Below are 22,190 nucleotides of genomic sequence, written 5' to 3' on the forward strand. Positions count from 1 at the left end.
TCTCCAGAGAAAGGGGTCTACTTGATGCCGGTGACGGCGATGCCCTTGGTGACGTGGCGCTGGAAGATCAGGAACATCACCAGCACGGGTATGACGACCACGACCGCGCCGGCCATCAACAGGCCGTAGTTCTGCGCGTTCTGGCCTTTCGAGTACAGCGCCAGGGCGACGGGAAGGGTGTACTTGTCCTGGGTCTGGGCGATCACCAGCGGCCAGAGGAAGTTGTTCCAGGAACCGAGGAAGGTCAGGATGCCGAGCGTGGCCAGGGCCGGCTTGGTCAGCGGCAGCATGATCCGGGCGAAGATGCCCAGCTCACTGCTGCCGTCCACCCGGCCGGCGTCCATCAGGTCGTCCGGCAGGCCGAGGAAGAACTGCCGCATCAGGAACACCCCGAACGGCGAGACCAGGAACGGCAGGATCAGGCCGGGGTAGCTGTTCGCCAGCCCGGCGTTGGTGACCAGGACGAACAGCGGCACGAAGGTGACCATGCCGGGGATCATCAAGGTGGCCATCACCAGCACGAACAGGGCGTTGCGGCCGGTGAACCGCAGCTTGGCCAGGGCGTAGCCGATCATCGAGCAGAAGGCCAGGTTCCCGGCCGTCACCACCAGCGCGACGATCGTCGAGTTGAGGAAGTAGCGCGGGAAGCTCTCCTTGTTGAACAGGTCCACGTAGTTCTGGCTGGTCGGCTGGTCGGGCCACCAGGTCGGCGGGACCCGGAGCAGCTCGCCCTGGCTCTTGAAGCTGCCGAGCAGCATCCAGACGAACGGCGCCGCGACGGCGACCAGGCCGAGCACGCCGATCAGGTAGATCCACCAGGTACGGCGCATCACTTCTCCCTCAGCAACCGGAACTGGATGAACGTGACGACCGCGATCACGACGAACAGCAGGTAGGCCATCGACGTGGCCAGCCCGTAGTTGCCGAAGCCGAACTGCTCGTAGGTGTACATCGACACCGACAGGGTGCTGTTCAGCGGACCGCCGTCGGTCATCACGAACGGCTCCTCGAAGAACTGCAGGTAACCGATACCGGTCGTCACGCAGTTGAACAGGATGGTCAGCCGCAGCAACGGCAGGATCAGGTACCGGAACCGTTGCCAGGGGCCCGCACCGTCGATCTGGCCGGCCTCCTCGACGGACTGCGGGATGCCCTGCAGGCCGGCCAGGAAGATGATCATCGCGGAGCCGAAGTTCCGCCAGACGGCCATCGCGATCAGCGACGGCATCGCCCACGTCTTCGACGCCAGCCAGTTCGGGCCGTCGATGCCGAACCAGCCGAGCACGGTGTTCAGCAGGCCGGCGTCCGGGGCCAGCACGAACCGCCAGATCACCGCGATCGCGACGATCGACGTCACCACCGGAAGGTAGTAGCCGACCTTGAACAGGCCCTGGAACCTCTTCAGCCCGCGGTCCAGCAGCACCGCGGCGGCCAGCGCGACCAGCAGGGTCAGCGGTACGCCGAGAACGACGAAGTACGCGGTGTTGAACGCGGCCTTCCGGAACGTCTCGTCCTGAAAGGCCCGGACGTAGTTGTCGAAACCGACCCCGTTCACCGCGAACGGCGTCCGCAGATCCCGCTGCCGCATATCGGTGAAACTCGTCAGCAGCGACCCCAGCACCGGCCCCGCCGTGAACGCCAGAAACAACACCGCAAACGGCAGCACCAGAATCCACGCGGCAGCCGTCTGATGATGCAGCCGGCGGCGCCGCGGCGACCCGGCGCCACTCACCCGCGGGGACCCTCCCGCCGGGACACGCGGCGTCCCGGCGGGAGCTGTCTTCTGACTCATCGGCGATCAGCTACCTGTGCCGATCGACGTGGCCTGGGTCTGGATGGCTTTGGCTGTGTCGGCGGGGGACTGGCCGGACTTGGCCATCTTCTCCACCTCGGTGTCGAACACGGTCGCGACCTGTTCCCAGTTCACGATCGCCGGCGGCGCCTTGGCGGACTCGAGCTGCTTGCCGAACACCGGCAGCAGCGGGTCGGACGCGATGCTCGGGTCCTCCCACGCGCTCTTCACCGCGGGCAGGTCGGACGACATCTTGAACCAGCTGGCCTGTGTCTTCGGGTCGGACAAGAACTTGACCAGCTTCCAGGCGCTGTCCTTGTTCTTCGAGTTCTTGAACACGACGAAGTTCGAACCACCGACGAACGACGTGGAGGTCTTGTTCTTGGGGATCTCGAAGACACCGATATTCGGCTTGATCGCGTCACCGCCGAGCTTTGCCACCGACCCGGCCATCCACGGCCCGGAGATGAACATCGGCACCTGGCCGCTGACGAACTGCGCCTCGGTCTGGTTCGGCGGCAGGTCGGTCCCGGCCAGCTTCTCGGTGAAGAAGCTCTGGTAGTACTTCAGCCCTTCCTGCGTCTCCGGCGTGTCGAAGGTGAACTCGGTCTGCTCGTCATTGGTGATCTCCGCGCCCGCCGACCAGGCGAACGGCATCACCGTCTGCCAGGACCCGGTACCGCCCGGCTGCAGGTTGATCCCGTACTTGGCGCCGGCCTTCTCCTTCATCGCCTTGGCCATCGCCTTCAGGCCGTCCCAGTCCGTCGGCGGCGTACTGAAACCGGCCTTCGCGGCCAGATCCTTGCGGTAGTACACCAACCGGGTCTCGACGTACCAGGGAACGCCGTACTGCGTGTCGCCGACCTTGGTCGTGTCCAGCGCGCCGGGATAGAAGCCCTCGTTGTCGAAGCCCTGTGGGGTCGGGTCGAGTGCGCCGAGGTCGGCGAACTCGCCCATCCAGGTGGTGCCGACCATCGCGGCGTCCGGCAGCGTCTGCGCGGTGATCGCGGTGGTGAACTTGTTGTGCGCGGCATCCCACGGGATTGGTGTGACAGAGACCTTCACGCCCGGGTTGGCCTGCTGGAACTGCTGCATCAGCTTGGGCAGGTTCTCGCCCTCGGTGCCCATCGCCCAGACGGTCAGGTTGCCGGTGGCAGGTCCTTCGCTGACCGTCGTCGTTGCCTGTGAACCCCCGCTGGGGGTGTCCTCCGACCTGCCGCACCCTGCCAACGCCAGGGCCATGGCCGTCATCGCAGCGCTGCCGATCACCAGTCGGCGGCGGATGCTGTGGGTGATCATCTGTGTCTCCTCACTCGGATACTTCTGCAGCTGTCTCATTCGCCGCCCACCCCACCGCCCCGGTCAGGCGGTACCGTGCCGCAGCTGTCCCGCAGCACGAGCTGTGTTGCCAGTACGTCGTTGCGAGCGCGGGTCCGTTCACCGGTCACCCGCTCGTTCAGTCGTTGGGCGGCGAGCCGGCCCAGTTCGGCGATCGGCTGCCGCACGGTGGTCAGTCCCGGTGTCACGTACCGGGCTGCCATCACGTCGTCCCACCCGGTGACGGCGACATCGTCCGGTACGCCGACACCCGCCGTCCGCAAGACCTTCAGCACCGCCAACGCGACCTCGTCGTTGCCACAGACAAGTGCTTGCGGCAACTTCTTCTCCTGCAGCAACTGCTGGGCGAACTGGGCGCCGGCGGCCTCGGTCAGCCGCACCCGGGCCGGATCCGGCGCGGACAGGCCGCGCTGGCGGTGCGCGTTGGTGAAGCCTTCGTAGCGGGCCGTCGCGTCGTACGGGGTGTCCGGGTCACCGACGAAGAGCAGTTGCCTACGGCCACTGTCGAGTAGTCTCCCGGTGAGTTGCTCCGCGCTCAGCAGGCTCTCGCTGCGGATCGAGTCGCAGCCGGTGACCGGCGGATGAGCGATCAGCACGACCGGCACGTTGGCGCGGCGCAGGTCCTGGATCAGCGACAGCTCCACCGCGTCCGCGTGGGCGACGATGCCGTCGACCCGGCTGGCCAGGTCACGGATGCTGCGGCGCGGGTCCGGATGTCCGTGGGTGACCGTGATGATGACGCTCTGGCCGTGTTCGCCGGCCCAGCGCTCGTACCCCATCAGCAGGTCGCCGTAGAACGGTCCGGCCAGGTCGGGCAGCACGAGTCCATGCGCCTCATGTCGTTGCACCGCGAGGCTTCGCGCGGCGCGCAACGGTACGTAGTTGAGCTCTCGGGCGGCCTCGTCGACCCTGATCCGGGCCTTCTCCGACACCGGTCCGGTTCCTTGCAGCACACGCGAAACCGTCGCGATGGACAGCTTCGCCAAGGCCGCGACGTCGTAGATCGTCGCCGGCCGGCCGGTGGGTCCGGAGGGCACTGCTCGCTCCTCGGGGGTCATAGTGGAAGCGCTTACAGTTTTCGACCCTGCCCTGTCCGGGGTGGTTGGTCAAGAGGTCGGGTGTCGTCTGTGACGATGCGGTTCGTTTTTTGCGAGGATGAAGGCGTGACCACACACGAGCGACAGGACCAGCTGTTCCTGATCCGGCATGGCGAGACCGAGTGGAGCAGGTCGGGCCGGCACACGTCGACCACCGACCTCCCGCTGACCGCGGAAGGTGAGCGCGTGGCGGCGTCGCTGAAAGCGCGGCTGGCCGACGAGACCTTCGAGCTGGTGCTGACCTCACCGCGGGAACGGGCCCGTCGTACGGCGGAACTCGCCGGCTTCCCGGAGGCCGAGGTGGACGAAGACCTGGTCGAATGGGACTACGGGGACTACGAAGGCATCACCACCGCGGAGATCCGCGAGACCGTGCCAGGCTGGACGGTCTGGGCCAATCCGGTACCCAACGGCGAAACCCCCGCCCAGATCGCCGCCCGGCTCGACCGCGTCAACGCCCGCATCGCCGCCGTACCCGGTGACGTGCTCGTCTTCGGTCACTCACACGCCCTGCGCGCGCTCACCGCCCGCTGGCTCGAGCTCGACGTCACCGAGGGTCGTCACTTCGTCCTCAACACCGCCACCGTCTCCGTGCTCGGCTGGGACCGAGGCTCACCCGCGATCCACCGCTGGAACAACGAATAGCTCGATCCTGCAGTACTCGCGGAACCCGAGCCCGGCGTACACCGATCGTCCGGCGGGCGACGAGCCGAGTACGCCGTACTCGACATCGCCGGCCTCTCTGAGCGCGGCGTACGTGATCGCCGCACCGATGCCGCGGCGACGTGCTTCTGGGATGGTCATCACGAAGTACACCCCCGCCACCCCGGCGGCGAGGTAGACGGTGGTCGTTGCCACCGGCTGGCCATCCAGCCATCCCAGGTAGTGCCGCCAGGGATCGCCGTACCCGAGCTTGCGGTAGACGGACCCGACCCAGCGCGCCTCCCGCTCCCCTTCGCCGAAACCTCCGCCGAGCGTCGCCGCCCAGATCGCGAGGTCGTCGTCGTTGCGCACACGAGTGATCTCGAGCCCGGGTACGACGCTGGGCCGTCGCAGCTCGGACAACTTCACGGCCATCCCGGGCTCGCTGCCGTCGTACCTGAAGCCGGCCTCGATCAAACGCTGGCCGATATTAGCCGGTCGCATCGACGGACCGACATGCCAGCTGCCGGGTACGTCGCGCTGCCGCATCAACTCCAGTGACTCGGTAATGGTGCTGTCGACCTTGTCAGCCGTCAGATCGGCCGCCACCACCGCGTTGTGATAGTCGATCGGTGATCCGCCGATCGTCCATCGCACCGTGCCGTCGTCTCGCTGCACTCCACCACCCGCGGCGCCCATCGCCATCAGCAGTTCGGCAGCGTTCTCCTCGATCTCGCGCATAGCTACCCCGGGAGGGCGTTCCACTGCTCCAGCGTCGAGGCCAGGAGCGTGGTGGTCGGCAGGGTCAGGAACTCCGCGCGGGTGACGAACTTCGCGTCGGACGCGTCGTCACCCGGCGTGAGGCTGCCGCTCACGGCCGTCGCCTCGTAGTCGCGGATCACGTAGAGCATGCCCTTCGGGCCGTCGCGTTCGACCTCGCCGACGAGGTCGCCGACCTCGACGGTCAGACCGGTTTCCTCCGCGACTTCCCGCGCCACCGCGGCCGGGTCGTCCTCACCCGGCTCGACCCGCCCGCCGGGGATCGACCACAGGCCTCGCCCGGGCTCGTTGGCTCTCCGGACCACGAGCAGCCGGTGCTGGTCGTCGTACACGAGAGCCCCGACGCAGTCGACGCGGTGCGCATCCATGCCACCACACGATAAGGCTTCCGCCGGGGCGCGAGCCACGAGGAGGCTGTGGGCCTGTCTGGGGACAACCGGCCGGTTCTGGGGGCGGACGCGGATAGCATCGGCCGTGACAGTTGTCCATGGAAGGGATCCGGCCCCGCTCGTGCGTATCGACCTGCACACCCATTCGAACCGCTCGGACGGCACCGACCCGGTGGACGTCCTGCTGGCGCAGGCCAAGCGGGCCGGCCTGGACGTGATCGCGCTCACGGATCACGACACGGCCGACGGGTGGGCCGACGGGCGGCGCGCCGCGGAGGAGCTCGGCATCGGCTTCGTCCCGGGCCTGGAGATCTCCTGCAAGCTCAACGGCATCAGCGTCCACCTGCTCGGGTACCTGCCCGATCCGTCCTACCCGGCACTGGCCGAGGAGCTGCGGATCGTCCGTGACGGCCGCACCGACCGGATTCCCTCGATCGTGGCCCGGCTGAACGGCCTCGGCGTGCCGCTGACCGTCGACGAGGTCCTCGCCCAGGCGACCGGTACGCCGTCCGTCGGGCGGCCGCACGTGGCCGACGCGCTGGTCGCCAACGGGACGGTCGCCAACCGCGGCGAGGCCTTCGACCGGTTCCTTGCCGACGGCAAACCGGGGCACGTGTCGCACTACGCGATCGAGCCCGGCCGCGCGATCGACCTGGTCCGCGAGGCCGGCGGCGTACCGATCATCGCGCACCCCTGGGGCCGGTCCAGCTACAAGGTGATGACCGCCGACACCATCGCCCGCCTGGTCGAGGACCACGGCCTCGCCGGGATCGAGGTCGAGCATCAGGACCACTCCGACGCGTCCCGGACGGCGCTGCGCGGGATCGCCCGCGACCTCGGCATCATCTACACCGGCTCGAGCGATCACCACGGCGTCGGCAAGATCGACCACGACCTGGGCGTGAACTCCACCGAGCCGGAGCAGTTCGAGCGGCTGCTCGAGGTCGCGAAGGTCAACGCCGCGGCGGCTGTCGGCGCGACGGTGCCCGAGGCCTACCTGCCGTGAACAGTGTCATCAACCTGGGGTTGCTCAGCGAGGTCGTCGTCACGCTGTTCGTGATCATGGACCCGCCGGGCACGGTCCCGGTCTTCATCTCGCTGACCGCGGGCCAGTCCCGCGCGGTCCGGAAGAAGGCCGCGTGGCAGGCGGTGCTGGTCGCGTTCGGCGTGATCGTCGTGTTCGCCGCGTTCGGCCAGCAGATCCTGCACAACCTCGGCATCACGCTGCCGGCCCTGCAGGCCGCGGGCGGCCTGCTGCTCCTGCTGATCGCGTTGCAGCTGCTGACCGACACCGCCGAGGATCCGGTCCAGACCAAGAACGTGAACATCGCCTTCGTCCCGCTGGGTACGCCGTTGCTCGCCGGGCCGGGCGCGATCGTCGCCACGATGGTGTTCGTGCAGCGCGCGGAGGGGTCGCTGCCGGACGTGGTCGCGATCTCGGTCGGCATCATCCTGATCCACCTGGTGATGTGGCTGACGCTGCGGTTCTCCGGCGTGATCATGCGGATCCTGGGCGAGAACGGCGTACTCCTGGTCACCCGGATCGCCGGTCTGCTGCTGAGTGCGATCGCCGTACAGCTGGTCGCGGACGCGGTCACCGACTTCATCAAGGCGGGGTGACATGGATGACCTGCTGCCCGGGATGCCGACGCGGTTGTTCGTCGCGACCCCGACCAAACTGCTCACCTTCGCCGACTGCAAGCGGAAGTACCGCTACACGTACCTCGAGACGCCGCGGCCGCCGAAGGGCCCGCCCTGGGCGCACACCACGGTCGGCGCCGTCGTCCACGAGGTGCTCGCCGACTTCTTCGGTCGGTGGCCGACCTCCCGCCGTACGCCGGACGAGGTGGTCGCCAAGATGCGGTCCAGCTGGCGGAGCGAGGGCTTCCGGGACGAACTGCAGTCGATCGACTGGCGCGAGCGGTCGACCTCGATGGTGCTGGGCTATTTGCGGGACTCCGATCCGTACTACCAGCCACGCGGAGTGGAGCGCACGGTCGCCTTCACGACCGACCGCGCGTCCCTGCGCGGCCGGGTGGACCGGATCGACGAGCGGCCGGCCCGTGAGGGGACCGGCGGGACCGAGCTCGCCATCGTCGACTACAAGACCGGACGCCGCCCGCTGACGTCGGCGGACGCGCGGTCGTCGCTGGCGATGGCGCTGTACGTGCTTGGCGCCCGGCGAATGCTGCACAAGCCCTGTACCCGCGTCGAGCTGCACCACCTGCCCACCAACACGGTCGCGGCCGCGGACCACGACGACGCCTCCCTGGCCCGCCACCAACGCCGGGCCGAGTCCATCGCCGATGACGCGGCCGCCGCCGAGGCCCGCTGGCACGAAGGCCTCACCCCGGCCGAGGCGGACGAGGCGTTCCCACCCGAGCCCTCGCCGCTGTGCGGCTGGTGCGACTTCGTCCGGATCTGCCCCCAAGGCCGCCGCGTCGCCCCACCCCGCGACCCCTGGTCCGGCCTCGACGACAGCGCGCCCATTCCGACGGAGGACGCCGGCTGAGCCTGCGCGTCAGCGCAGCCGGGTGTTCTGGGAGTTTCTGCTCGGATCGGGGATGACCCTCCCAGCACCAGCGGAACAGTTCCCACCCCCATCACGTGCGCTTCTCCGCCTCCCGCGGCTCGGCGCATGGAAGAAATCCAGTTGACGGTTGAGGGCCGCGCGGCGTACTGTCCGATCCTTTCCTTGATAACGGCGTGGGCCAGCCATGCCTGTCACAGTGGTGTCCGAACCCCCGGGTCTTTTCAGGTCCGGGGCAGTTCCGCGTGCCGCTGGACCGATCGGACACCACCTCTGGGCACGTGATGAGGAGGTTGCCGTGGGCGTCTACTGGGCGATCGGCGTACGGTCGTTCCGCCGGTTCTCGACGTACCGGATCGCCACCGCGTCCGGCGCGTTCACCAACACCGTGTTCGGGTTCATCCTGTGCGGTGTCTACCTGACCCTGTGGAACGAGCGGCCCGGTCTCGGCGGGTACGACGTACCTGACGCGCTGACGTTCGTGTGGTTGCAGCAGGGGTTGCTGATGCCGATCGGGATCTTCGGCGCCACTACCACGATCGAGCTGGGCGAGCGGGTCCGCAGCGGCGCGATCGCGGTCGACCTGTACCGGCCGACCCATCTGCTGCTGTGGTGGCTGTCGGTCGACTTCGGGCGGGCGATGTTCCAGCTGATCGTCCGCGGCGGTGCGCCGCTGCTGGTCGGCGCGTTGATCTTCGACCTCAGGTTTCCTTCCGGTGTGATCACCTGGCTGGCGGTCGTGGCCGGGTTGACGCTCGGCATCCTGGTGAGCTTCGGCATCCGGTATCTGGTCGCCCTGTCCGGGTTCTGGATCACCGACTCGCGGGGCATGGAGGCACTCGCGCTGGTGCTGTCGTTGTTCTTCTCCGGCACGATCCTCCCCCTGGTGGTGTTCCCCGGCTGGATCGGCGAGTTCGCCCGGGCGACGCCGTGGGCCGCGACGCTGCAGGTGCCGATCGACATCTGGCTCGGCCGCAACCCGGGCGGGATCGGGTCCGCGCTGGTGTTCCAGCTCGGCTGGATCCTGGTGCTGCTGCTGATCGCTCAGCTGGCCACGACCCTGGCGACCCGGAAGGTGGTGATCAACGGTGGTTGAGCGGCTCCGCCAGGCCCCGGCGCAGTACTGGATGCTGGTGGCGATGTGGGTTCGGTCGGCGTTGGCCTACCCGGCGTCGTTCGTGCTGATGCTGGTGAGCACGATGCTGGTCACGGTGACGGACTTCGCCGCGATCGTGCTGATGTTCAGCCATATCAACGCGTTCGGCGGATTCACTCTCGGGGAGATGGCGTTGCTCTACGCAACAGCTTCGATGACGCTCGGTCTGGCCGACCTGTTCACCGGCTCGATCGAGCGGGTCGGGCAGCGCATCCGCGAAGGCTCGCTGGACGTCTACCTGATCCGCCCGGTGCCGGCCTTCATCCAGACCGCCGCGGACGGGTTCGCGCTCCGCCGGCTCGGCCGGCCGCTGCAGGCCGGTGTCGTGCTGGTGTTTGCTCTCGGCAACGTCAATGTCGACTGGACGATTGCCAAGGGCATCATGCTGGCCCTGTCGATGGTGACCGGGTCGATCATCTTCGCCGCGATCTTCGTCCTCGGCGCGGCGTTCCAGTTCCTCGCAATCGACTCCGCCGAGCTGGCCAGTGCCTTCACGTACGGCGGTCAGACGCTGACGCAGTACCCGTTGTCGGTGTTCGGCAAGGACATCGTCCGCGCCGTCACGTTCGTCGTACCGCTTGCCTTCGTCAACTACTACCCGGTGCTCTACGTGCTGGGTAAACCGGCCCCGTTGGGGTTGCCGTCCTGGATCGGCCTGCTGTCCCCGGTGGTCGCCGTCGCGATGGTCGCGCTGGCGTCACTGGCCTGGCGGGCCGGTCTCCGTCGTTACCGCAGCACAGGGAGCTGAGCAGTGGCAGTCATCGAGCTGGACAACGTGTCCCGCGCCTTCACCGTGACGTCGCGGACCGGATTACGCCGTACCCGCCGCGAGGTCCGCGCCGTGGACGGTCTGTCGTTCACGGTCGAGCCGGGCGAGGTGGTCGGCTACATCGGCCCGAACGGCGCCGGGAAGTCGACCACGATCAAGATGCTCACCGGCATCCTGGTGCCGAGCGGCGGCTCGATCCGGGTCGCGGGCGTCGATCCGTCGCGCCACCGGCTCAAGCTGGCCAAACGGATCGGCGTGGTCTTCGGCCAGCGCACCACGCTGTGGTGGGACCTTCCGTTGAAGGACTCGTTCGCCGTACTGCAGAAGATGTACGACGTACCCCGAGCACGGCACGCGGAGAACCTGGCGACGTTCGTGGAACTGCTCGACCTCGGCGATCTGCTCGACGTACCGGTCCGCCAACTGTCGTTGGGTCAACGCATGCGTGGCGACATCGCGGCCGCCCTGCTGCACGACCCGGAGATCGTCTACCTGGACGAGCCGACGATCGGCCTCGACGTGATCAGCAAGGCCCGGCTGCGCGAATTCCTCGCCCAGGTCAACGCGGAACGCCGTACCACCGTCATCCTCACCACCCACGACCTCGACGACATCGAGGCGCTGTGTTCACGGGTGATGGTCATCGACCACGGTCACCAGATCTTCGACGGCACCCTCGACCGCCTCAAAGCCAGCCAATCCGCACCCCGCACCCTCGTCGTCGACCTCGCCACCTCGCTACCACCCATCGAAGTCCCCGGCGCCACCGTGGTGAAAGTCAACGGCCCCCGCCAGCACCTGACCTTCCCCACCACCACCAAAGCCGCCCCACTCCTCTCCCACATAGCCGCCAACTACCCCCTGGTCGACCTGACCCTCGCCGAACCCACCATCGAATCAGTCATAACCCAGCTCTACACCCCAACCCCCAGCTAACCGAGATCAGCGGCCATGGAGGCGAAGACGACCTCCGAGTCCATCGCGTGCTCGTCCTCCCGCCACCGTCGGGCCGAGTCCGGAAACTCCTGCTCGTCCACCGTCCCCACCCTGGCCCGGATCAGCCGCTGCGCCTCGGCGATCCCGATGTCGACGTACTCCAACTCATTCAAGAAGTAGAAGTCATGTCGCGCACCTTCGTTGCGGTGGAACTTCCCTGTGTTCACCACGTAGGTCCAGACATCCTCGTCCACCAACGCCGCCACCCACAGCTCCCGTTCCCCATCCTTCACCAAATACAACCGCGTCATCAGCGGTTGTACCCGGCCGCGATCGAGAGCACGTCGGCTGGGTCGAGGGGGTTGGGATCGGCCCGCCATCGCTCGAGAGCGTCGGAACGCTCATCAAGCCGACCGACCCCATCGTCGATCAACCGACGCGCCTCGGACGGGCCGATTTCCTCGTACGTGAACCAGCGCTCCATGTAGAAGTCGTTGCGCAAAGCATTGTTGTCGTGAAACTTGCCCGTATTGGCGACGTACGCGTACATCGTCTCGTGCGCCAACGCCGCCACCCAGACCCGGCGCTCTCCTTCCTTCACCAGATAGAGCTTCATCGCGCGATCCCATCATGCTTGTCGAGTGCTGTCGGGTGTGCTGCCCGCCGTGTAGTGCTGGCAGAAAGAGTTCCCCGCTGGTCCACCGGATCTCTGGAGTCACTGTAGTTCTTGACCGCGACCCGTTTACCGCCAAGCATTTTCAGGTCGCTGATCCCCTCGGGCGGTCGGAGTGTCCCAGACAGGTCGACGCACCGCTGCCGCGCGGCTGCGCGCTCCTCCGGGGTGGCCGTGGCACTGCGCTCGATTTCGTACCAGCGGGTCGTCAGCTCCTTGACCTTTGCAGACGCTACCGAATGGAACTGAACTTCAGCCTGAGCTATCTCCGGTGAGGCCAGGTACGCGTGTATGCCCTTGTACCGCGAGCCGTCGGTATATGACTGCATCGCATAGGTCACCCGCCATCCATGGTCGCCGAGCTCGTCAACGGTGTGACGAGCTGCGGCTACCAAGTCGGCTGGCGTCTCTGTCAGCACCGTGTACCGCAGCACGTCGTCGATCGGGAAGCGCCTCTCGGCCTCCGACCAGTCCCGGATCTTGCGAGCGAGCGACACCGGCGATTTCACCCGTTTCGCCAGTTCGTGGGCCGAAGCGGTCGGGGGCAGGGACTCCAAGAACTGCGCGGTCACGTTCGGCTCGACGATGGCAGCTCGTTCGAGAAGCCAGAGGCTCCTCCAGGCGGCGTCGGTCCCGTGGAGGTGCGCGATATCGGCTGTCGAGAGGGAGTTCTCGCCCCAGTCGAGAGGGCCGTTGCGTTCGAAGGCTTCGTGGAGGGCGGAGGGCTCGGGTGGGCGGTCCGGAGCGGGTGGCATGTGTTCTCCCCAGGTCGGTTGGTTCTTTGACCGTAGTGAGTGGGGGAGGGGGTTCGGGGTGGGTTTTGGGGATTTGTGGATAACTCGGGGAGGTTACGGATCGGGGTGGGGGTGTGACTTGGAGTGGGCGGGGTCGTTGGAAGTCGGGTAGGGACCCAACCGGAAGTGGGATTCGGGGGTAGACAGGGTATGCCGACGATGACGGATGAGCCGGCGGTGGTGGTGGAGGTGGGTCCGCCTGCGGATGGGTCCGGGTTCGTGGAGTGGGTGCGGCCGCATCTGCCGGCGATGGCTCGGCTGGCGGGGCGGCTCGCGATGGGCGCGGACCGGGACGACATCGTGCAGGAGGCGCTCGCGCGGGCGTGGTCCAAGCGGAGTCAGTACGACGCAAGCCGGGGGACCGCGTCGGCCTGGCTGCTCGCGATCACCGCGGACCAGGCCCGGAAGGCGGCCCGGCGGTTGCGGCCGGTCGGGGAGCTGGACTACCACGACGGTCCGGTGTCGCGGCCGGATCTGGATGCCCGGATGGACGTCGACCACGCGCTCGCCACCTTGTCGGCACGGCAACGCCTCGCGGTGGACTGTTACTACTTCGCGGACCTGTCGGTCGCCGACACGGCCGCGGTGATGGGCTGCTCCGAAGGCACCGTCAAGTCCACCCTGTCCGATGCGCGGGCTCGCCTGCGCACCCTTCTGGAGATCAGCGAATGAACCCGACCGACGAGGTCGACGACCTGCTGACCAGGGCCGGCGTGCGGTGGCGCGCGGACCAGCCGTCAGCTCCCGAACCCGACCTGGAACGGATGCTCGGCGGCCGCCGCAACCGCGCCTGGGTGCCGGCGCTGGCCGCCGCGAGCGTTGCCGCGATCGCCGCCGCCGCGCTCACCGTGCTGCCCGAGGGTGGTCCGGAGCCCACTGCCGGACCGAGCCAGTCGGTTGCTCAAAGCAATCAACCGGAAGCGCGGACCGTGCAGTCCGGGTCGTCGAACGACGACCTGCTGATCCGCCCCGGTGACAAGGTCCAGGTCAGCGGCGACGTGATCGCCGTACCGGGGAAGGCTCCGGTGTTCTGCCCGCCGCTGGCCAAGCCGGCCATCGGCTACCCGCCCGGCAAGGAACCGGCGCCCAGCTGTCCGGACACTCTCGCGGTCACGCTGAAGGGCGTGAACCTCGACCGCCTCACCGACCCGAAGATGATCAAGGGTGTTCGCACCGGCCGCGCCGCGGTGATCGGGCTCTGGGGTGACCGCTCCATCGACGTGCAGGAGCAGAAGGCACCCGTCGTACCGGTGAGCAAGCCGCTCGCGCCCCTGCCGTGCCCGCCGCCGGCCGGTGGCTGGGTATCGAAGCCGAGCAATATCAACTCGCCCGCGGTGGTGGATTTCCTGGCCGCGCGCGCGGACCAGATCTACGGCCCGGTCACGTACTACCCGAACGGCTCGTCCCGGGGTGCGCCGGTCGTGATGATGGTCGGCGTCGCCCACGGTGACCTGGAAGCCTTCCGGACAGCCTTCGAGAAGGTGTATGAGGGCAACCTGTGCGTGGCCCCGGTCCTGCTGAGCCGCACCGACACCGACCGGGTCAACCAGCAGGTGGGCGACCTGATGAGCCAACGGGAGCTCGGCATCACCATGTCCGGCGGTTCGGGGCTGGACGGCGGCCGTGTCCTGGTCCAGCTGCTCGCCTACACCGAGCAGGTGAAAGCCGCGCTCACCCCGGTGGGCCTGGACATGGTGGAGGTCGCGCCAGCGGTCCGACCGGTCAAGTAGCTCAGCGGTCGTGGAAGAACCTCACCAGTAGCCCTGCCGTGGCGGCCGGCTGCTCGATGGCGGGGGAGTGGAACGCCTCGGGGATGACCTGGGGCTCCACACCCAGGGCCTCGGCCATGGCGCGCTGCACCTCGATCGGCCAGCCGTCGTCACCTTCGCCGTACAGTACTTGGGCGCGTACGCCGGACTTCGCCAGCTGATCGGTCTTGTCCTGCGCGTCAATCAGCCGCCGGGTGATCTCCGCCAGGCTGACCGGGACGTTGCCGGTGAAGCGCTTGCGGAGGAAGGCCGCGATCTCCTCGGGTGGTGCGACGTACCGCGGGCCGGTGCTCTCGTGCTGCAGCTTCAGGTCGTACACCTGCTCGATCGGCAGGTTGTCCAGCCCGTACGCGAGCATCTGCAGGCCCTGCAGCGTCACCTCGTCGGTGAACGCCGCCGGACCGGAGCACAGCAGGCTGATCGTCGAGAACACCGACGGATCGGTGAGCACCGCCTCGCGCGCCACCAGGCCACCGAACGAATGCCCGACCAGCTGGCTGTAGCCGCCGAGTGCCTTGCTCATCGCGACCACGTCGGCGCCGAGCTCTGCCAGCGTGTATGCCGCCGGGTCGGCTGGGCCCGGGGTCTCGTACTGGCCGCGCTGGTCCACCGCGACCGTACGCCAGCCGTAGCGGCACAGGTGGTCCACCAGCGGGGTGAAGTCCTCCTTGCTGCCGGTCCATCCCGGCACGAGCAGCACCGTCCCCAGCGGCGTACCGATGTCGGGCACGGCCATCAGGGTCGCGAAGGACCCACGGTCGGTCTCGAGGATCGCAGGGCGAACCCCGTCGGGCAACGTCAGCGAACGCGGCGTACTCACAAGTAAAGAGGGTATCCGCTCAGTCCGTCCGAACCAGTGTGGCCGTGGCCACCCCGAGCAGAACCACGATCGCGGCGCTGACCACGACTGCCAGCTGAACACCGTTCGTGTAGGCGTCACGAGCGACCGACAACAGCTCCTGCGCGACCGGGCCAGGCAATTGCTCAGCAGCCGCAACCGCACCACCCAGCGTGTCGCCTGCGGACTCTGGTACACCAGCGCGGTAGACAGCGGTGACGATGCTGCCCCCGATGGCGATCCCAAGAGCGATGCCGAGCTCCGTGCCGGTCTCACCCATCCCAGACGCGACACCCGCTCGCTCCGGCGGTGCACTGCTCACCACAACGTCGTACGTCAGAGCAAGGACCACCTGGATGCCCAGACTGACGATTGCCAGGCCGATCACGACTGGCAAGCGCCCGGCGATGGCCATCAGCGCGAGCCCTGGTACGGCGGCCGCGAAGCCGAGGGTCATCGCCGTACCGGACCTGAGGTGGCGGACGACCCACGGCGCGCCGAGCGTACCGATGATCCCGGTGACCATCATCGGCAGCATCCACAGCCCGGCCTCGAGCGGGGACATGCCGAGCACGAGCTGGAAGTACTGAACCGTCAGGAACTGCATCGCCGCGAGCACGAACAACCCGAACATCTGCGCTCCGAGCGACGCGCTGAACGTGGCCCGCCGGAACAGCCGCAGATCGATCAGCGGGTCCGCGAGCACCAGTTGTCGCCGCGCGAAGACCCAGCCCAGGACGACACCGACGAGCGCGATGCCCAAGCTGCCCAGGTGCGGCCCGCTCTTCGCGGTCTCCTTGATGGCGTACACGACCGTGACGATCGCCCCGGTGGAGAGCGCGACGCTGAGCAGGTCGACCCGGCCGGCCCGCACGTTCCGGAACTCCGGCAGCAGGATCGGACCAGCCACCAGCAACACGATCAGCGGCGGTACGCCGATCAGGAACACCGAACCCTACCAGAAATGGTCGAGCAGTACGCCGCCGATCAGCGGTCCGGCCATGCCACCGATCATGAAGTTGGTCATCCAGATCGCGATCGCCAGCCGGCGCTGATGAGGATCGCGGAACATGTTGCTGAGCAGTGACAACGTCGAGGGCATCAAGGTGGCACCGGCCAGGCCGAGCAGCGCGCGAGCGGCGATCAGCAGCTCGGGACTGGTCGCGAACGCGGCCAGGACCGACGCGGCCAGGAACCCGGCGGCGCCGATCATCAGCAGCCGGCGGCGGCCGATCCGGTCGCCGACCGTGCCCATCGTGACGAGTAGACCGGCCACCACGAAGCCGTAGACGTCGATGATCCAGAGCAACTGGGACGAACTGGGAGCCAGGTCGGTGCTCACGACTGGCGCCGCGAGGTGCAGCACAGTCCCATCCAGGCCGATCAGGATGGTCGGCAGGGCGAGCACGGCCAGCCCGAGCCACTCCCGGCGGCCGGCGCGGAGCGGGACAGGATCGGCCGCGGGGGTAACGCCGGCGCGGGTGTCGTCATCGCAGTCGGGGGTCGGCGGATCGGGGCACAGTGTCGTTCCGGTCATGCCCATCATGGTGAAAGTTGAAGCATAGTTGAGGTCAACACCCCCCGGGGTGCGTTCCGGCGTTCCGGGGTACGGCACAATGGCCGGGTGCCTCGCACGATGGCGGTTGCCAACCAGAAAGGCGGCGTGGCCAAGACGACCACGGTCGCGACGCTCGGCGCTGCCCTGGCGGAGCGCGGTCAACGGGTGCTGGTCGTCGACCTGGACCCACAGGCCTGTCTGACGTTCTCGCTCGGGATCGACCCCGAGGACCTGGACAAGTCGATCCATCAGGTCCTGCTCGGTGGTGTGCAGGCCCGCGACGTGCTGGTCGAGTTCGAGGGCGGGCCGGATCTGCTGCCGGCCACGATCGAGCTGGCGACGGCGGAGGTGCAGCTGGCCCGGGAGAGCGGCCCGGAGCAGATGTTGCGGACCGCCTTACGCCCGCTGCGAGCGTCGTACGACTGGATCATCGTCGACTGCCCGCCGACGCTCGGTCTGCTCACGGTGAACGGGCTGTCCGCGGCGTCCGACGTACTGATTCCCCTGCAGTGCGAGACGTTGGCACATCGTGGCGTAGGGCAACTACTCGACACGGTCCACGACGTCCAGCGGCTGACGAACCCCGGTCTCAACGTGCTCGGCGTCCTGCCGACCCTGTACGACGGGCGTACGACGCACGCCCGGACGGTGCTGGAGACGATCGCCGACACCTATTCGCTGGACGTGCTGGAGCCGGCCATCCCGAAGTCGATCCGGTTCGCGGAGGCGCCGGCGATCGGCGAGACCATCCTGAGCACGTCGCCGGCCTCGCCCGGTGCGAAGGCGTACCGGGCGCTGGCCGGCGCGTTGCTCTGATCTACTGCCTGTTGTCCGGAGTCTGCGCGGGAGCGAGCGCCGGCTGACGGCGCAGCCGGTGCCGGTACCGGTACAGCGGTACGACGATCAGAGCGAGCAGGACCAGGAACGGCAACACCGCGCCGAGGACCGTGGCCAGCACGACGAACGTGGCGGCGAAGGCGCCCCAGCCGCCCTTGAGCCCCGCCATGAACCCGCGCTCCGGGTCCTGGGGAACCGGCGGCGCCTCGCCCTTCGCGGTCAACGTGAGCGCGAGCGTGGCGAGCTCGGTCTGCAGGGCGAGGTTCTTCTGCTTCGCCAGCAGGGATTCCAGGTCGGCCTCGCGCCGGGTCAGCTCGGTCTCCACCGAGACGATCTCGCCGATCGTGTTCGCCTTGGCGAGCAGGGTACGCATCCGTTCCAGGCTGGCGCGCTGAGAGGCGATCCGGCTCTCCACGTCGACGACCTGCTCGGTGACATCACTGGACTCCTGGTGGATCTGCATCCGCTTGCCGAGCTCGGACAGCCGCTGGATCGCGGTCTCGTACGACGCGGTCGGCACCTTCAGGACGAGATTCGCCCGGGTGATCTTGCCCCCGTGGTCGCTACCGGTGTCCTCGGAGGCGACCTGTCCCTTCAGGCCGGTGATGACCGTGATCGCCTTCTGCCGCTGGGCGTCCACGTCCTCGGCCTCGATAGTCAGCGATCCGGTCTTGATGATCGCCCGCGTCAACGTCGGCTCGGCGCCCGGCTTGTCCTGCGCCTGCGGTGCGCTCCCGCTCTCCTTGCCCTTGGACGCCTCACCGGAGCCGGCATCCTGCCGGTCGGCCGGTGCGGCCGCTCCCGACACGCTGTCGTCGCCGCCACTCGAGCACCCCGCCAGCAGCACCATCCCCAGCAACGCCACCCCGGCCGCGGCAGTCTTGATCCGCCTCATCACCCATGCCCCTCTCTCGTGGTTACCGCTAGGACGGCAACCGAGGGGCAGGGTGTTGCAGGTTCAGATCACTGTTCAGCCACGGTCGGGCGACGGGCAGATCACTCCGGAGCGGTGAACAACGGGACCGTCGGGCTGGTCCCCGGCGCCGGCGCGGCCGGCGCATCGCTTTCAGCCGTCTTCGACTCCGCGGCCTTGCGAGCCCGGGTCCGCGTCCGCTTGACCGGCGCGTCAGCTGCCTCACCGGTCGTGGCTTCCTCGGCAGGCGCCTCCGCAGTGGGCTCCGCGGACTTTCGGGTTCGGCGCTTGGCCGGCTTGTCTGCCGGCTCGTCCACCACGGCCTCGGCGGTCGCCGGCTCAGTAGCGGTGGGCTCCGCGGACTTCCGGGTCCGAGTGCGCTTGGCCGGCTTCTCAGTCGGCTCGTCCACCACGGCCTCGGCGGTCGCCGGCTCAGCAGCGGTGGGCTCTGCGGACTTCCGGGTCCAGGTGCGCTTGGCCGGCTTCTCAGTCGGCTCGTCCACCACAGCCTCGGCAGTCGCCGGCTCAGCAGCGGTGGGCTCTGCGGACTTCCGGGTCCGGGTGCGCTTGGCCGGCTTCTCGGCCGCCTCGTCCACAACCACCTCGGCAGTCACCGACTCAGCAGCGGCCGGCTCGGCCGCGGTCGGCTCAGCAGCGGTCGGCTTCGCGGCAGCCGACTCAATGGCGGGCTCCGTGGCCTTGCGGGTGCGGGTGCGCTTGCGGGGCTTGCGTTCGCGGGGTGCCTCGGCGGCCTCGGTCGAGGACTCCTCGGTCGGCGGCACCTGCGTCTTCGCGGTGACGTCGGCCTCGGACTTCACCTCCACCACCTGTCCGGACCGCAAACGCTTCCGGCTCCGGTTCCGCTTCCGCGTCGTACGCTCGCCGCTCTCCTCGCCGCCACGCTCGCTACTACGCTCGCCGGCCCGCTCGGTACGACGCCCCGCCGGCTTGTCCTCGTGTGGCTCCCGGGCCGGCTTGATCCGGCCCTTCGCCTCGCTCGGGATGCCCAGGTCGTGGTACAGCTCCGTCGACGTCGAGTAGATCTCCTGCGGCTCGTCGTACGGCAGGTCGAGCGCCTTGTTGATCGTCTTCCACCGGGTCACGTCCGCCCAGTCGACGAAGGTGATCGCGATCCCGCTGGCCCCCGCCCGGCCGGTCCGGCCGATCCGGTGGATGTAGGCCTTCTCGTCCTCGGGGCAGGTGTTGTTGATGACGTGGGTGACACCCTCGACGTCGATGCCGCGGGCCGCCACGTCGGTGCAGATCAGTACGTCGATCTTGTCACCGCGGAACCGCATCAGCGCCCGCTCGCGGGCCTGCTGGTTCAGGTCACCGTGGATCGCGGCCGCCTGGAAACCGCGGTCCTGCAGATCGTCGGTCAGCCGGGACGCCTCGCGCTTGGTCTTGCAGAAGATCATCACCCGGCCGCGGTCCTCGGCCTGCAGGATCCGGGCCACCACCTCGGGCTTGTCCAGGTCGTGCGCGCGGTAGACGAACTGGGCCGTGGTCGGCACCATCTGCGTGTCCTCGTGCGACTCCGCCCGGATGTTCAGCGGGTGCCGCATGTGGGTGCGGGCCAGCGCGATCACGGCCGACGGCATCGTTGCCGAGAACAACATCGTCTGGCGCAGCTCGGGGGTCTTGCGCAGAATGCGTTCCACGTCGGGCAGGAAACCGAGGTCGAGCATCTCGTCGGCCTCGTCCAGCACCAGCACCTTGATGTGGCTGAGGTCGAGCACGCCGCGGTTCGCCAGGTCCAGCAGGCGTCCGGGGGTGCCGACGACGACGTCGACGCCCTTCTTCAGCGCGTCCAGCTGCGGCTCGTACGCCACCCCGCCGTACACGGTCAGGACCCGGACGGTGCGGACGGTGGACGCGGTCTGCAGGTCCTTGGCGACCTGGATGGTCAGCTCACGGGTGGGGGTGACGACCAGCGCCTGCGGCTTGCCGGGCGCGGCGAGCTCTTCGTAGTCCGGCTCGCCAGGGGAGATGGTGCGCTGCAGCAGCGGGATGCCGAAGCCGAGCGTCTTGCCGGTCCCGGTCCGGGCCTGGCCGATCAGGTCGGTGCCCATCAGGGCGACGGGGAGCGTCATTTCCTGGATCGGAAACGGCTCCACGATGTTGACGCGGTCGAGCGCGTCACAGATCTCGGGCAGCACCCCGAGCTCTCGGAAGGTGGTCAGGCTGATCGCCTCTCACATGCTTGTACGGACAGTTGCATCAGTGGCCGGGCGCCTGGGGCTCTTCAGCCCCGTCGTGAGGCGCGGGGACACTGTGCAAGCACCTCGCACCAGCTTGCCCATCTGGGCGCGTCACCGGCGAATCGCCCACCAGTGTAACCGCTAGGGCACGTCTCCCAGTTCCCTGCGTGCTGCGCGGCACTCGGCGGGCACATCGCGGCGTTGGAGGGCGAGGCACGGAGAACCCCACTCCGAGCCTCGCCCTCCGCCTTGCGCTGCACTCCGCCGAGCACCTGCTCGCTACTGCAGGGAACTGGGAGACGCACCCTAGACCTGTCAACGCCGCTTCGTGTGCCTTCCGCCGCTCCACCCGACCCTCGTCGGAGCAGGGGAGTGTGCTTTACGCCACGCGGAGCCGGGGGCAGATAAGGTGCCGGGCATGGAGCAGACGGCCTTTGATGATCCCGCCTACCGGGCCGCGGCGGTGGATCTGCTGGGAGTTCTCGCGTACGGCGAGCTGACCGCGTTCGAGCGGATGGCCGAGGACGCCAAACTGGCGCCGACGCTGAACGACAAGGCGGAGCTGGCCGCGCTGGCGACGACCGAGTTCCAGCACTTCCAGCAACTGCGGGACCGGCTGGTCGCGCTCGGTGTGGACCCGATGGAGGCGATGGCGCCGTTCGTGACGCCGCTGACGGCGTTCCACGACCACACCGCGCCGTCGGACTGGCTGGAGGGCCTGGTCAAGGCGTACGTCGGGGACGGCCTGGCGAACGACTTCTACCGCGAGATCGCGTCGTTCGTGGACGCGGAGACCCGGGCCCTGGTGCTCGAGGTGTTCGCCGACTCCGGGCAGGCCGAGTTCGTGGTGGACCGGGTCCGGGCCGCGATCGAGGAGGACCCGAAACTCGGCGGCCGGCTGGCGCTGTGGGGACGCCGCCTGGTCGGCGAGGCGCTGAGCCAGGCGCAACGGATCGCCGCCGACCGCGACTCCCTGGCCGCACTGCTGGCCGGCAGCGTCGACCGCCCCGGCCTCGACCTGGCCGCGATCGGCCGCATGCTCACCCGCCTGACCGAGGCCCACACCGCCCGCATGACCGCCCTGGGCCTCCAGCCCTGAGCTCCCATTTCCCTGGCTGACCCAGCACTTGGTGGGTTTGCCACCCTGAATCCGGGTGCTGAACCCCCAATCTGCTGGG

Annotated in this window: 25 protein-coding genes; 11 read left to right on the top strand and 14 right to left on the bottom strand. The window is 68.4% G+C overall.

The window, feature by feature from the left end:
- Nucleotides 1–17: 17 nt before the first annotated feature.
- The 4 genes from AB0F43_RS15345 to AB0F43_RS15360 all read right to left on the bottom strand — a co-directional run bounded on the left by AB0F43_RS15345 (nucleotide 18) and on the right by AB0F43_RS15360 (nucleotide 4,167).
- Entirely contained in the window at nucleotides 18–830 is an 813-nt protein-coding gene (locus AB0F43_RS15345; protein ID WP_360475853.1) for a carbohydrate ABC transporter permease, read from the bottom strand.
- On the bottom strand, nucleotides 830–1,732 hold the full coding sequence (locus AB0F43_RS15350; RefSeq protein WP_360475856.1) for a sugar ABC transporter permease: 903 nt from the start codon (nucleotides 1,730–1,732) through the stop codon (nucleotides 830–832). Before AB0F43_RS15350 ends, AB0F43_RS15345 begins: the two co-directional genes overlap by 1 nt.
- 66 nt (nucleotides 1,733–1,798) lie before the next feature.
- On the bottom strand, nucleotides 1,799–3,091 hold the full coding sequence (locus tag AB0F43_RS15355; RefSeq protein WP_360475859.1) for a sugar ABC transporter substrate-binding protein: 1,293 nt from the start codon (nucleotides 3,089–3,091) through the stop codon (nucleotides 1,799–1,801).
- A 35-nt stretch (nucleotides 3,092–3,126) separates the two neighbouring features.
- Nucleotides 3,127–4,167 (bottom strand): LacI family DNA-binding transcriptional regulator, encoded by a 1,041-nt coding sequence (locus tag AB0F43_RS15360; protein WP_360475862.1) that lies wholly within the window; start codon nucleotides 4,165–4,167, stop codon nucleotides 3,127–3,129.
- A gap of 96 nt (nucleotides 4,168–4,263) precedes the next feature.
- On the opposite strand from AB0F43_RS15360, the gene AB0F43_RS15365 reads away from it, so the two are divergent.
- Nucleotides 4,264–4,872: a histidine phosphatase family protein gene (locus AB0F43_RS15365; protein ID WP_360475865.1), complete on the top strand. Its 609-nt coding sequence runs from the start codon at nucleotides 4,264–4,266 to the stop codon at nucleotides 4,870–4,872.
- Here AB0F43_RS15365 and AB0F43_RS15370 read toward each other — a convergent pair.
- Together AB0F43_RS15370 and AB0F43_RS15375 are read right to left on the bottom strand one after the other, a co-directional pair.
- A complete protein-coding gene (locus AB0F43_RS15370; protein ID WP_360475868.1) occupies nucleotides 4,840–5,634 on the bottom strand; it encodes a GNAT family N-acetyltransferase in 795 nt (264 codons plus the stop codon). The genes AB0F43_RS15365 and AB0F43_RS15370 overlap by 33 nt on opposite strands.
- Nucleotides 5,613–6,017, bottom strand: a complete 405-nt coding sequence (locus AB0F43_RS15375) for an NUDIX domain-containing protein (RefSeq protein WP_360475871.1) — start codon at nucleotides 6,015–6,017, stop codon at nucleotides 5,613–5,615. Before AB0F43_RS15375 ends, AB0F43_RS15370 begins: the two co-directional genes overlap by 22 nt.
- A 142-nt stretch (nucleotides 6,018–6,159) precedes the next feature.
- Between AB0F43_RS15375 and AB0F43_RS15380 the strand changes: the two genes are divergently transcribed.
- The 6 genes from AB0F43_RS15380 to AB0F43_RS15405 all read left to right on the top strand — a co-directional run bounded on the left by AB0F43_RS15380 (nucleotide 6,160) and on the right by AB0F43_RS15405 (nucleotide 11,429).
- Nucleotides 6,160–7,044, top strand: coding sequence for a PHP domain-containing protein (locus AB0F43_RS15380; RefSeq protein ID WP_360475874.1), 885 nt, complete (start codon nucleotides 6,160–6,162; stop codon nucleotides 7,042–7,044).
- Nucleotides 7,041–7,658 (top strand): MarC family protein, encoded by a 618-nt coding sequence (locus AB0F43_RS15385; RefSeq protein WP_360475877.1) that lies wholly within the window; start codon nucleotides 7,041–7,043, stop codon nucleotides 7,656–7,658. Before AB0F43_RS15380 ends, AB0F43_RS15385 begins: the two co-directional genes overlap by 4 nt.
- A 1-nt stretch (nucleotide 7,659) precedes the next feature.
- On the top strand, nucleotides 7,660–8,550 hold the full coding sequence (locus AB0F43_RS15390; protein ID WP_360475880.1) for a PD-(D/E)XK nuclease family protein: 891 nt from the start codon (nucleotides 7,660–7,662) through the stop codon (nucleotides 8,548–8,550).
- A 316-nt stretch (nucleotides 8,551–8,866) separates the two neighbouring features.
- Complete coding sequence (locus AB0F43_RS15395; protein WP_360475883.1) at nucleotides 8,867–9,664, top strand: ABC-2 family transporter protein; 798 nt, start codon at nucleotides 8,867–8,869, stop codon at nucleotides 9,662–9,664.
- Nucleotides 9,657–10,472 carry an ABC transporter permease gene (locus tag AB0F43_RS15400; RefSeq protein WP_360475886.1) on the top strand — a complete coding sequence of 272 codons (816 nt, stop codon included), beginning with the start codon at nucleotides 9,657–9,659 and terminating at the stop codon, nucleotides 10,470–10,472. The genes AB0F43_RS15395 and AB0F43_RS15400 overlap by 8 nt, the downstream gene beginning before the upstream one ends.
- 3 nt (nucleotides 10,473–10,475) lie before the next feature.
- Entirely contained in the window at nucleotides 10,476–11,429 is a 954-nt protein-coding gene (locus tag AB0F43_RS15405; RefSeq protein WP_360475889.1) for an ATP-binding cassette domain-containing protein, read from the top strand.
- Here the strand turns inward: AB0F43_RS15405 and AB0F43_RS15410 are convergent.
- From AB0F43_RS15410 to AB0F43_RS15420, 3 genes are read right to left on the bottom strand one after another with little or no spacing between them, the layout of a single operon-like run.
- Nucleotides 11,426–11,740 (bottom strand): hypothetical protein, encoded by a 315-nt coding sequence (locus AB0F43_RS15410; protein ID WP_360475891.1) that lies wholly within the window; start codon nucleotides 11,738–11,740, stop codon nucleotides 11,426–11,428. The two genes, AB0F43_RS15405 and AB0F43_RS15410, sit on opposite strands and share 4 nt — an antisense overlap.
- Nucleotides 11,740–12,045 (bottom strand): hypothetical protein, encoded by a 306-nt coding sequence (locus tag AB0F43_RS15415; RefSeq protein ID WP_360475894.1) that lies wholly within the window; start codon nucleotides 12,043–12,045, stop codon nucleotides 11,740–11,742. The genes AB0F43_RS15410 and AB0F43_RS15415 overlap by 1 nt, the downstream gene beginning before the upstream one ends.
- Nucleotides 12,042–12,857 carry a hypothetical protein gene (locus AB0F43_RS15420; RefSeq protein WP_360475897.1) on the bottom strand — a complete coding sequence of 272 codons (816 nt, stop codon included), beginning with the start codon at nucleotides 12,855–12,857 and terminating at the stop codon, nucleotides 12,042–12,044. Before AB0F43_RS15420 ends, AB0F43_RS15415 begins: the two co-directional genes overlap by 4 nt.
- Nucleotides 12,858–13,055: 198 nt before the next feature.
- Here AB0F43_RS15420 and AB0F43_RS15425 point away from each other — a divergent pair, with 198 nt between their 5' ends.
- Both AB0F43_RS15425 and AB0F43_RS15430 read left to right on the top strand, forming a co-directional pair.
- Nucleotides 13,056–13,568, top strand: coding sequence for an RNA polymerase sigma factor (locus AB0F43_RS15425; RefSeq protein ID WP_360475900.1), 513 nt, complete (start codon nucleotides 13,056–13,058; stop codon nucleotides 13,566–13,568).
- Nucleotides 13,565–14,626 carry a hypothetical protein gene (locus tag AB0F43_RS15430; protein ID WP_360475903.1) on the top strand — a complete coding sequence of 354 codons (1,062 nt, stop codon included), beginning with the start codon at nucleotides 13,565–13,567 and terminating at the stop codon, nucleotides 14,624–14,626. Before AB0F43_RS15425 ends, AB0F43_RS15430 begins: the two co-directional genes overlap by 4 nt.
- A 1-nt stretch (nucleotide 14,627) precedes the next feature.
- On the opposite strand, the gene AB0F43_RS15435 is transcribed toward AB0F43_RS15430, so the two are convergent.
- From AB0F43_RS15435 to AB0F43_RS15445, 3 genes are read right to left on the bottom strand one after another with little or no spacing between them, the layout of a single operon-like run.
- Nucleotides 14,628–15,485, bottom strand: a complete 858-nt coding sequence (locus AB0F43_RS15435) for an alpha/beta hydrolase (protein ID WP_360475906.1) — start codon at nucleotides 15,483–15,485, stop codon at nucleotides 14,628–14,630.
- Nucleotides 15,486–15,504: 19 nt separating this feature from the next.
- Nucleotides 15,505–16,452, bottom strand: a complete 948-nt coding sequence (locus tag AB0F43_RS15440) for a hypothetical protein (protein WP_360475909.1) — start codon at nucleotides 16,450–16,452, stop codon at nucleotides 15,505–15,507.
- A gap of 6 nt (nucleotides 16,453–16,458) precedes the next feature.
- Nucleotides 16,459–17,040, bottom strand: coding sequence for an MFS transporter (locus tag AB0F43_RS15445; protein ID WP_360475912.1), 582 nt, complete (start codon nucleotides 17,038–17,040; stop codon nucleotides 16,459–16,461).
- An 87-nt stretch (nucleotides 17,041–17,127) separates the two neighbouring features.
- Between AB0F43_RS15445 and AB0F43_RS15450 the strand changes: the two genes are divergently transcribed.
- Complete coding sequence (locus tag AB0F43_RS15450; protein WP_360475915.1) at nucleotides 17,128–17,877, top strand: ParA family protein; 750 nt, start codon at nucleotides 17,128–17,130, stop codon at nucleotides 17,875–17,877.
- Between the two features lies 1 nt (nucleotide 17,878).
- Here the strand turns inward: AB0F43_RS15450 and AB0F43_RS15455 are convergent, their stop codons facing one another.
- Together AB0F43_RS15455 and AB0F43_RS15460 are read right to left on the bottom strand one after the other, a co-directional pair.
- Complete coding sequence (locus tag AB0F43_RS15455; protein WP_360475918.1) at nucleotides 17,879–18,793, bottom strand: DUF4349 domain-containing protein; 915 nt, start codon at nucleotides 18,791–18,793, stop codon at nucleotides 17,879–17,881.
- A 101-nt stretch (nucleotides 18,794–18,894) separates the two neighbouring features.
- Entirely contained in the window at nucleotides 18,895–20,970 is a 2,076-nt protein-coding gene (locus AB0F43_RS15460; protein WP_360475920.1) for a DEAD/DEAH box helicase, read from the bottom strand.
- A gap of 460 nt (nucleotides 20,971–21,430) precedes the next feature.
- Between AB0F43_RS15460 and AB0F43_RS15465 the strand changes: the two genes are divergently transcribed.
- A complete protein-coding gene (locus AB0F43_RS15465; RefSeq protein WP_360475923.1) occupies nucleotides 21,431–22,111 on the top strand; it encodes a ferritin-like fold-containing protein in 681 nt (226 codons plus the stop codon).
- The last annotated feature ends 79 nt before the right edge of the window (nucleotides 22,112–22,190 follow it).

Source organism: Kribbella sp. NPDC023972, from assembly GCF_040639075.1.
Lineage (GTDB): Bacteria > Actinomycetota > Actinomycetes > Propionibacteriales > Kribbellaceae > Kribbella.

What these genes read in the sequence shown, in the direction of transcription:
- AB0F43_RS15415 (WP_360475894.1), bottom strand. Translation starts at nt 12,045, where the DNA reads ATGAAGCTCTATCTGGTGAAGGAAGGAGAGCGCCGGGTCTGGGTGGCG.
- AB0F43_RS15410 (WP_360475891.1), bottom strand. Translation starts at nt 11,740, where the DNA reads ATGACGCGGTTGTATTTGGTGAAGGATGGGGAACGGGAGCTGTGGGTG.
- AB0F43_RS15425 (WP_360475900.1), top strand. Translation starts at nt 13,056, where the DNA reads ATGACGGATGAGCCGGCGGTGGTGGTGGAGGTGGGTCCGCCTGCGGAT.
- AB0F43_RS15390 (WP_360475880.1), top strand. Translation starts at nt 7,660, where the DNA reads ATGGATGACCTGCTGCCCGGGATGCCGACGCGGTTGTTCGTCGCGACC.
- AB0F43_RS15345 (WP_360475853.1), bottom strand. Translation starts at nt 830, where the DNA reads ATGCGCCGTACCTGGTGGATCTACCTGATCGGCGTGCTCGGCCTGGTC.
- AB0F43_RS15445 (WP_360475912.1), bottom strand. Translation starts at nt 17,040, where the DNA reads ATGACCGGAACGACACTGTGCCCCGATCCGCCGACCCCCGACTGCGAT.
- AB0F43_RS15375 (WP_360475871.1), bottom strand. Translation starts at nt 6,017, where the DNA reads ATGGATGCGCACCGCGTCGACTGCGTCGGGGCTCTCGTGTACGACGAC.
- AB0F43_RS15420 (WP_360475897.1), bottom strand. Translation starts at nt 12,857, where the DNA reads ATGCCACCCGCTCCGGACCGCCCACCCGAGCCCTCCGCCCTCCACGAA.
- AB0F43_RS15430 (WP_360475903.1), top strand. Translation starts at nt 13,565, where the DNA reads ATGAACCCGACCGACGAGGTCGACGACCTGCTGACCAGGGCCGGCGTG.
- AB0F43_RS15455 (WP_360475918.1), bottom strand. Translation starts at nt 18,793, where the DNA reads ATGAGGCGGATCAAGACTGCCGCGGCCGGGGTGGCGTTGCTGGGGATG.
- AB0F43_RS15465 (WP_360475923.1), top strand. Translation starts at nt 21,431, where the DNA reads ATGGAGCAGACGGCCTTTGATGATCCCGCCTACCGGGCCGCGGCGGTG.
- AB0F43_RS15365 (WP_360475865.1), top strand. Translation starts at nt 4,264, where the DNA reads ATGCGGTTCGTTTTTTGCGAGGATGAAGGCGTGACCACACACGAGCGA.
- AB0F43_RS15355 (WP_360475859.1), bottom strand. Translation starts at nt 3,091, where the DNA reads ATGATCACCCACAGCATCCGCCGCCGACTGGTGATCGGCAGCGCTGCG.